Below are 6,369 nucleotides of genomic sequence, written 5' to 3' on the forward strand. Positions count from 1 at the left end.
CCGCCGTGGCGTCCGCCGCGGCGGACGGCGCCTCCGCCGGGCGCAAGCGCGCCCGGACGCTGCGCGCCGGTCCGCTCGCCGCCCTGCTCACGGCCGCGCTGCTGGTCGCGCTGACCGCGGCCGTCTCGCTCGGCTCGGTGGACATCCCGCCCGGCGAGGTGTGGGAGGTGGTCGGCCGCCGGGTCACCGGGCAGCATCCGGCGCCCGGCACCCGGGACCTCATCGTCTGGCAACTGCGGGTTCCCCGCGCCCTGCTGGCGGCCGCGGTCGGGGCCGGTCTCGGCGTGGTCGGCACCGCCGTGCAGGCGCTGGTCCGCAATCCGCTCGCGGACCCGTTCCTGCTCGGCATCTCCTCCGGGGCCTCGCTCGGCGCGGTCGGCGTGATCGTGCTCGGCACCGGCCTCGGCCTGGAGCTGACCATCGGCGGCATCGCCGGCCTCACCGTCTCGGTGGCGGCCTTCCTCGGCGCGCTCGCCGCGTTCTCCCTGGTGTGGTTGCTGGCCCGGCGCGGGGGCGGCTTCTCCCCGCTGCGCCTGGTGCTGGCGGGCATCGGCATCGGCCAGTTCCTCACCGGCCTCACCAGCTACCTGGTGCTGCAGACCGGCGACGAGCAGCAGACCCGGGGCGTGCTGTTCTGGCTGATGGGCAGTCTGAGCGGCGCCACCTGGGACCAGCTCGCCGTCCCGGTCGCCGCGGTGGTCCTCGGGACGGCCCTGCTCCAGGGCCGGGCCCGGGGGCTGAACGCGATGCTGATGGGCGACGAGACGGCGGCCGGCCTCGGCGTCGACGTGGCCCGGCTGCGCCGGGAGATCTTCGCGGTGACCAGTGTGCTCACCGGGGTGCTGGTCGCCGTCTCCGGGGCGATCGGCTTCGTCGGGCTGATGGTCCCGCACGTGTGCCGGATGCTGGTCGGCGGCGACCACCGCCGGCTGCTGCCGCTGTCCGCCCTCACCGGCGCGGTGCTGCTGGTGGTCGTCGACCTGCTGGCGCGCACCGCGCTCGACGGCCAGGAGGTGCCGATCGGCGTGGTCACCGCGCTGCTCGGCGCGCCCACCCTGCTCTACCTGCTGGACCGACGACTGGAGCGGAATTGAGAATCGCCGTCGAAGACGTGAGCGTCGCCCTGGCCGGGCGGACCGTGGTGGCGGGCGTCCACCTGGTCGCCGAGGAGGGCGAGATCGCCGGCCTGGTCGGCCCCAACGGCAGCGGCAAGTCCAGTCTGCTGCGTACCGTGTACCGGCACCTGAAGCCGAGTGCCGGACGGGTGCTGCTGGCCGGGCGGGAGCTGTCGGAGCTGACCCCGGCGGAGTCCGCCCGGCACATCGGGGCACTGCCGCAGGAGCGCGGCGGGGACTTCGAGCTGACCGTCCGCGAGGTGGTCGCGATGGGCCGCACCCCGTACAAGCGGGCCTTCGCCAAGGACGACGCGGAGGACCACCGGCTGGTCGCCGAGTCGCTGGAGCGGGTCGGCATGGCGCACGCGCCGGACCGGCGGTTCGCCCAGCTCTCCGGCGGCGAGCGCCAGCGGGTGCTGCTGGCCCGGGCGCTGGCGCAGCAGCCCGACGTGCTGGTGCTGGACGAGCCGACCAACCACCTGGACGTCCGGCACCAGGTGGAGCTGCTGGCGCTGCTGCGCGAGCAGCGCCGCACCACGCTGGTGGCGCTGCACGACCTGAACGCGGCCGCCTCGGTCTGCGACCGGTTGCACGTGCTGCACGACGGCGCGCTGGTCGCCTCGGGGAAGCCGCGCGAGGTGCTCACCCCGGAGCTGCTGGCCGAGGTGTTCGGCGTTCGCGCGGCGGTGGTCGAACACCCGCTCACGGGTGACCCGTTGATCGCGTTCGACCATCGTGCGCCGGCCGGCGCGCCGGTCCCGGGGTCACCGGAACCGGACGCGCCGGCCGCTGTGGTGCTGCCGATCTCCGGGGCGCAGGACCGGGCGCGTTCGGCGCTACCGGTCGCCGCGGTCCCCGCCGCCGCCGAGCGTCAGGAGGTCTCGTAGTGGCTGGGGCGGCCGCCCCGCTCGACGAGCCGGCCGACCTTGGCGGCCTCCTCGCTGCGCATCAGCTCCCACTCGCCGTCCGGGCGGTGGAGCACCGAGGAGTGCCAGGGCGTCATCCACATGTCGGTGTGCTCCAGCAGGCGGATGCCGAACTTCAGCACGCCGACCTTCTGCGGGTGGATGGAGAGCCGGAACGAGCGGGGGTGCTGCTCGGCGATCAGGTCGCCCCAGGCGCGGCTGCGCTGGATGACGCCGTAGGCGCGCTGGCGGCAGTCGCGCTGCAGGGCCGACTTGGTGCCGGTCCAGTTGGCGGTGTCCTCGGTGAGGAAGCGGGTGATGCCGCGATAGAGCTTGGCGGTCTCCTCGTCGGTGAGCACCTGCTCGCGCAGCTCCTCCTTGGTGGGCGCGTACTTGGCGTGCACCCGGGCGCGCTTCTCGTCGAACGGCAGGTCGCCGAGGACGGCCCGCAGGTCGAAGGTGTCGAGGTGGCCGAGGCCCTCGCGCTCGATCAGCGCGGAGAGCTCGTCGGAGTACTGGTCGATGTGGTCGTCGGGGACGTGGATGAGGTCGCCGAAGATGTGGCCGTCGGAGCAGATCAGGATCTTGGCCCCGGGCTCGTAGAGCTTGCCGATCTGCTCGGCGAGCCCGTTGAGGAAGGTGAGCGAGAGCCGCTCGCCCTCGTCGGGCAGGTGGCTGAGCACCTTGACGAGGTTGGGGGACTTGCAGGGGAACCCGGGGAGGGTGAAGAGGATCGGGTCCCCGGCGTTGATGAAGTCCGCCAGCTGCTCCATCTGGAGCGGGAAGTCGGCGGGCGTGGCGTCGACCTCCGGGTCGGAGGCGCGGCGGTGCGGGAGCAGCAGGTCGAGGATCCCGGCGGAGATCCGGGCGACGGTCTGCTGGTCAGGGGCGGTGTAGGTGCTGGTGTTGGTACTCACGGTGCCGTTGCTCTCGTTGATGGCGGTCTGGGAGTTGCCGGAGTTGCTGGTGACGGTGCCGGCGGGCGGCATGGTGGTCCTCCACGGAACGGTGTACGGGCTTCGGGCAGGCGGAGCCACGCCCCGGCGGCTGTCGCCGGGACGCTGTGGTGGGTACAGGGAGAGGCGTGGTCGGCCCTTCTCGGGTGGTCAGGTCCGGCGGTCGTAGGCGACCGGGAGCCGGTTGACCCCGCGGGCGAGGACGGCGGGCACCCAGGCGAGCGAATCGATGTGCTCGCCCTCGGCGGCGGACGGGCGGAGCCCGGGGAGCCGGCCGAGCAGGGTGCCGATGGCGATCTGGAGTTCGGCCCGGGCCAGGGCGGCGCCGGGGCAGTAGTGGATGCCGTGGCCGAAGGCCAGGTGGGCGTTGGGGGAGCGGTCGAAGTCCAGGACGTCGGTGTCCGGGAACTGCTCCTCGTCGCGGTTGGCGGCGCCGAGCGAGACGATCACCGAGTCGCCGGCCGGGACGGTGGTCCCGTGCAGGTCGCTGTCGGCGCCGAAGAAGCGCCAGGTGGTGAGCTCGAACGCGCCGTCGTAGCGCAGGAGTTCCTCGACGGCGCGGTTCAGCAGGCCGGGTTCGGCGCTCTCCTGGTCCGGGCCGAGGCTCGCGCAGAGCCGGTCGAGCCGGTCCGGGTTGCGCAGCAGGGTGATCAGCATGGTGGTGATCTGGTTGGTGACCGGCTCCTGGCCGGCGACCAGCAGCTGGAACACCATCGAGTCGAGCTCCTCGGGGCTCAGCTCGCCGGCGTCGCAGGCGGCGACGAGCCGGCCGAGCAGGTCCACGTCGGGCCCGGCGGGGTCGTAGGTCGCGCGCTTGTGGGCGACCACGTCGGCGATGTAGCCCTGCAGACCGCGCAGCCGGCCCTCGTACGCCGGTCGGCCCGGGTCCTGCGGACCGACCGGCTGCACGACCTTGCCCCAGTCGCGGTCGAAGCGGACGGCCAGTTCCTGCGGGAGGCCGATCACCTCGGCCAGCACCCGGAAGGGGTAGTGGGCGGCGAACCCGGCCACCAGGTCGGTGCCGCCGGCCGGGGCGGTGGCGGGCAGCTCGTCGATCAGGGCGTCGGCGAGTTCCTGGATCCGCGGGCGCAGTGCCTCCACCCGGCGCGGCGCGAAGGCGTCCAGGACGAGCTTGCGCATGGTGGTGTGCTTCGGCGGGTCCTGGTGCAGCAGGTGCACCTGGAGCTGGGAGTGCTGCGGCTCGGGCATGATCGAGGCGAGCCGGCGCCAGTCCTCGTTGCCGAGTGAGTGGTTCTTGCCCAGCCGGGGGTCGTTGAGCGCCTCGTGGGCGGCCTTGTAGCCGGTGACCAGCCAGGCGCCGACGCCGCTCGGGAAGACCACCCGGTGGACGGGGCCGGCCGCCCGCATCCGCCGGTACAGCGGGTAGGGGTCGCTCTTGTACTCGGGGCCGGACAGCGGTACGGGGTCGGGCAGTTCGTCGTGGCCGAACGGGCAGCGGGGCCCGTCGGGCGTCGCGCCCGCCGCGGCCGGGTCGTGAACGGTGTCGGTCATTGCGGATGTTCCTCCGGTAAGGATCTGCCGTGCGCAGGAGGGGGTGTGATGACAGGTCACACTCGGCTGCGGATCGACCGGTCGGTTCCTGTGGTGCTCGCGCCGTCGGTGGCGCCGGTGGCACCGGCGGCGCTCCTGGTGGTACTGGTGCGGTGGTACAGGGCCAGCAGCGCGACGGCCAGGGCCGCGGCGGTTCCGGCGAGGGTGAGACCGGCCCGCACGCCGGCGATCTCGGTGGTGCCGTACAGGGTGGCGGCGGTGCCCAGCGCCGGGCCGAGCGCGAAGCCGAGGCTGCGGGACAGCTGGACGGCCGAGCCGGCGGTGGCGAGCTGGCCGGGCGGGGCCGCGGTCATCACCAGGGCCTGGACCGGGCCGCCGTTGAGGCCCATGCCGACGCCGGCCAGGGCGAGCCGCCAGGAGATGTCCGGGGAGGACCAGTCGGTGTCCACCGGGACGAGCAGCAGCAGGCCGAGCGCGGTCACGGCGGCTCCGGTGAGCGCCGTGGGGCGGGCGCCCCAGCGGTCCGCGAGCCGCCCGCCGAAGCGGCCGGCCACGACCATGCCGAGCGGGAAGGCCAGCATGGTGATCGCCGTGCTGGTGGCGCTCGCGCCGTCGTCCCGGCGCAGGAACTGGGCGAGCAGGAAGTGGTTGGCGCCGAAGCCGGCGGCCAGGGCCAGGACGGAGCCGTTCACTGCGGCGGTGCCGGAGGCCCGGAGCACGCCGGCCACGGGCCGGCCGCCGGGGCGGCGCAGCCAGAACAGCACCAGCGGTACCGAGGGCAGCGCGAGCAGCAGCCAGAGCGGCGCGTCGGGGGCCAGGGTGAGGCCGAGCAGCACGGCGGCGACCGCCGAACCGATCAGCGCGGCGTCGCCGAGCGAGGAGCGGTCGGGCAGCCGGAGCCGTCCGCCGCCGCGCGGGGCGTCCCGCTGGGCTATCAGCCAGGCGGCCAGGCAGATCGGCAGTTTGACGAGGAAGATGGCCCGCCAGCCGACGTGGTCCAGCAGCAGGCCGCCGATCACCGGTCCGGTCACGGCGCCGAGCGGGCCGAGGGTGGCGGGCACGCTCATCGCCCGGCCGCGCAGCTCCGGGCGGACGGCGGTGGCCGCGAGGACCGGCATCAGGACGAACAGCACGGCGCCGAAGGCGCCCTGGGCGAGCCGGGCGGCGATCAGCCAGCTCGCCCAGGGCGCGACGGCGGCCAGCGCGCTGCAGAGCGCGAAGCAGCCGACGGACAGCAGGAGGGCGGCGCGCAGGCCGACCTGGTCCAGCCAGCGTCCGGCGGGCAGCAGCAGGGCGACCAGGGGGAGCTGGTAGCCGAGCACGGCCCACTGGGCGGTGGTGGGGGAGACGTCGAGCGCGTCGGCGATGTCGGTGAGCGCGAGGTTGACGACGTTCATGTCGAGCATCGCGACGAAGGAGATCAGGCCGGCGGCGACGACCAGGCTCCACCGGTCCTCCGGCCCCACCGGGCGGTCACCCGGTGCGCCGGTGGCTGCCGACTGCTGCGTTGCCATGGGTCATCCTCCGTTCCCCCGTGCTGTCCGGACACCATCTCGGCGGCGGCGTCCGGTACAGCAGTCGGAGGTACTCCGGCGCCAGTTCCGAACAGGTGGGGGATTTTTGTGGCTTGGCCGGATCGTGACGGCGGTGGCTGATCTGCCCCGCCTGTCCCACCAGTCACTTCGTGCACGAGTCCTGGGCCGCCTGCGGGGCCGGTCCGGCCGGCGGGCCGGGGTGCCGGCCACCGGGGTGCCGTTCACCGGGATCGCGTCCACTGCGGGTCCGTCCACCGGGATGCCGGCCGCCGCGGCTCCGGCCGCCGCGCCTCGGCCGACGGGGCCGGGAATGCGCGGAGGGCGGCGCACGGGGTTCGTCACCCCG

The 6,369-nt window shown here is 74.3% G+C and carries 5 protein-coding genes; 2 read left to right on the plus strand and 3 right to left on the minus strand.

The annotated features are described in order from the left end of the window. Window positions 1-5: 5 nt before the first annotated feature. Window positions 6-1,094 carry a FecCD family ABC transporter permease gene (locus tag ACFCX4_RS33690; RefSeq protein WP_376150852.1) on the plus strand — a complete coding sequence of 363 codons (1,089 nt, stop codon included), beginning with the start codon at window positions 6-8 and terminating at the stop codon, window positions 1,092-1,094. Beyond that, window positions 1,091-2,002 (plus strand): ABC transporter ATP-binding protein, encoded by a 912-nt coding sequence (locus ACFCX4_RS33695; protein ID WP_376150844.1) that lies wholly within the window; start codon window positions 1,091-1,093, stop codon window positions 2,000-2,002. The genes ACFCX4_RS33690 and ACFCX4_RS33695 overlap by 4 nt, the downstream gene beginning before the upstream one ends. Here the strand turns inward: ACFCX4_RS33695 and ACFCX4_RS33700 are convergent. The 3 genes from ACFCX4_RS33700 to ACFCX4_RS33710 form a co-directional block, all read right to left on the minus strand. Further along, window positions 1,987-3,009: an L-tyrosine/L-tryptophan isonitrile synthase family protein gene (locus ACFCX4_RS33700; protein WP_376150846.1), complete on the minus strand. Its 1,023-nt coding sequence runs from the start codon at window positions 3,007-3,009 to the stop codon at window positions 1,987-1,989. The two genes, ACFCX4_RS33695 and ACFCX4_RS33700, sit on opposite strands and share 16 nt — an antisense overlap. A 117-nt stretch (window positions 3,010-3,126) precedes the next feature. Next, the gene (locus tag ACFCX4_RS33705) at window positions 3,127-4,488 is read right to left on the minus strand and encodes a cytochrome P450 (protein WP_376150848.1); all 1,362 of its coding nucleotides are present in this window, start codon (window positions 4,486-4,488) and stop codon (window positions 3,127-3,129) included. 56 nt (window positions 4,489-4,544) lie between these two features. Then, window positions 4,545-6,002 carry an MFS transporter gene (locus tag ACFCX4_RS33710; protein WP_376150850.1) on the minus strand — a complete coding sequence of 486 codons (1,458 nt, stop codon included), beginning with the start codon at window positions 6,000-6,002 and terminating at the stop codon, window positions 4,545-4,547. Window positions 6,003-6,369: the final 367 nt, after the last annotated feature.

The sequence above is a fragment of the Kitasatospora sp. NPDC056327 genome (assembly GCF_042261735.1).
In the GTDB taxonomy this organism is placed as follows: domain Bacteria; phylum Actinomycetota; class Actinomycetes; order Streptomycetales; family Streptomycetaceae; genus Kitasatospora.

Coding starts and splice junctions, on each gene's coding strand:
- ACFCX4_RS33710 (WP_376150850.1), bottom strand. CDS start 6,002: ATGGCAACGCAGCAGTCGGCAGCCACCGGCGCACCGGGTGACCGCCCG.
- ACFCX4_RS33705 (WP_376150848.1), bottom strand. CDS start 4,488: ATGACCGACACCGTTCACGACCCGGCCGCGGCGGGCGCGACGCCCGAC.
- ACFCX4_RS33700 (WP_376150846.1), bottom strand. CDS start 3,009: ATGCCGCCCGCCGGCACCGTCACCAGCAACTCCGGCAACTCCCAGACC.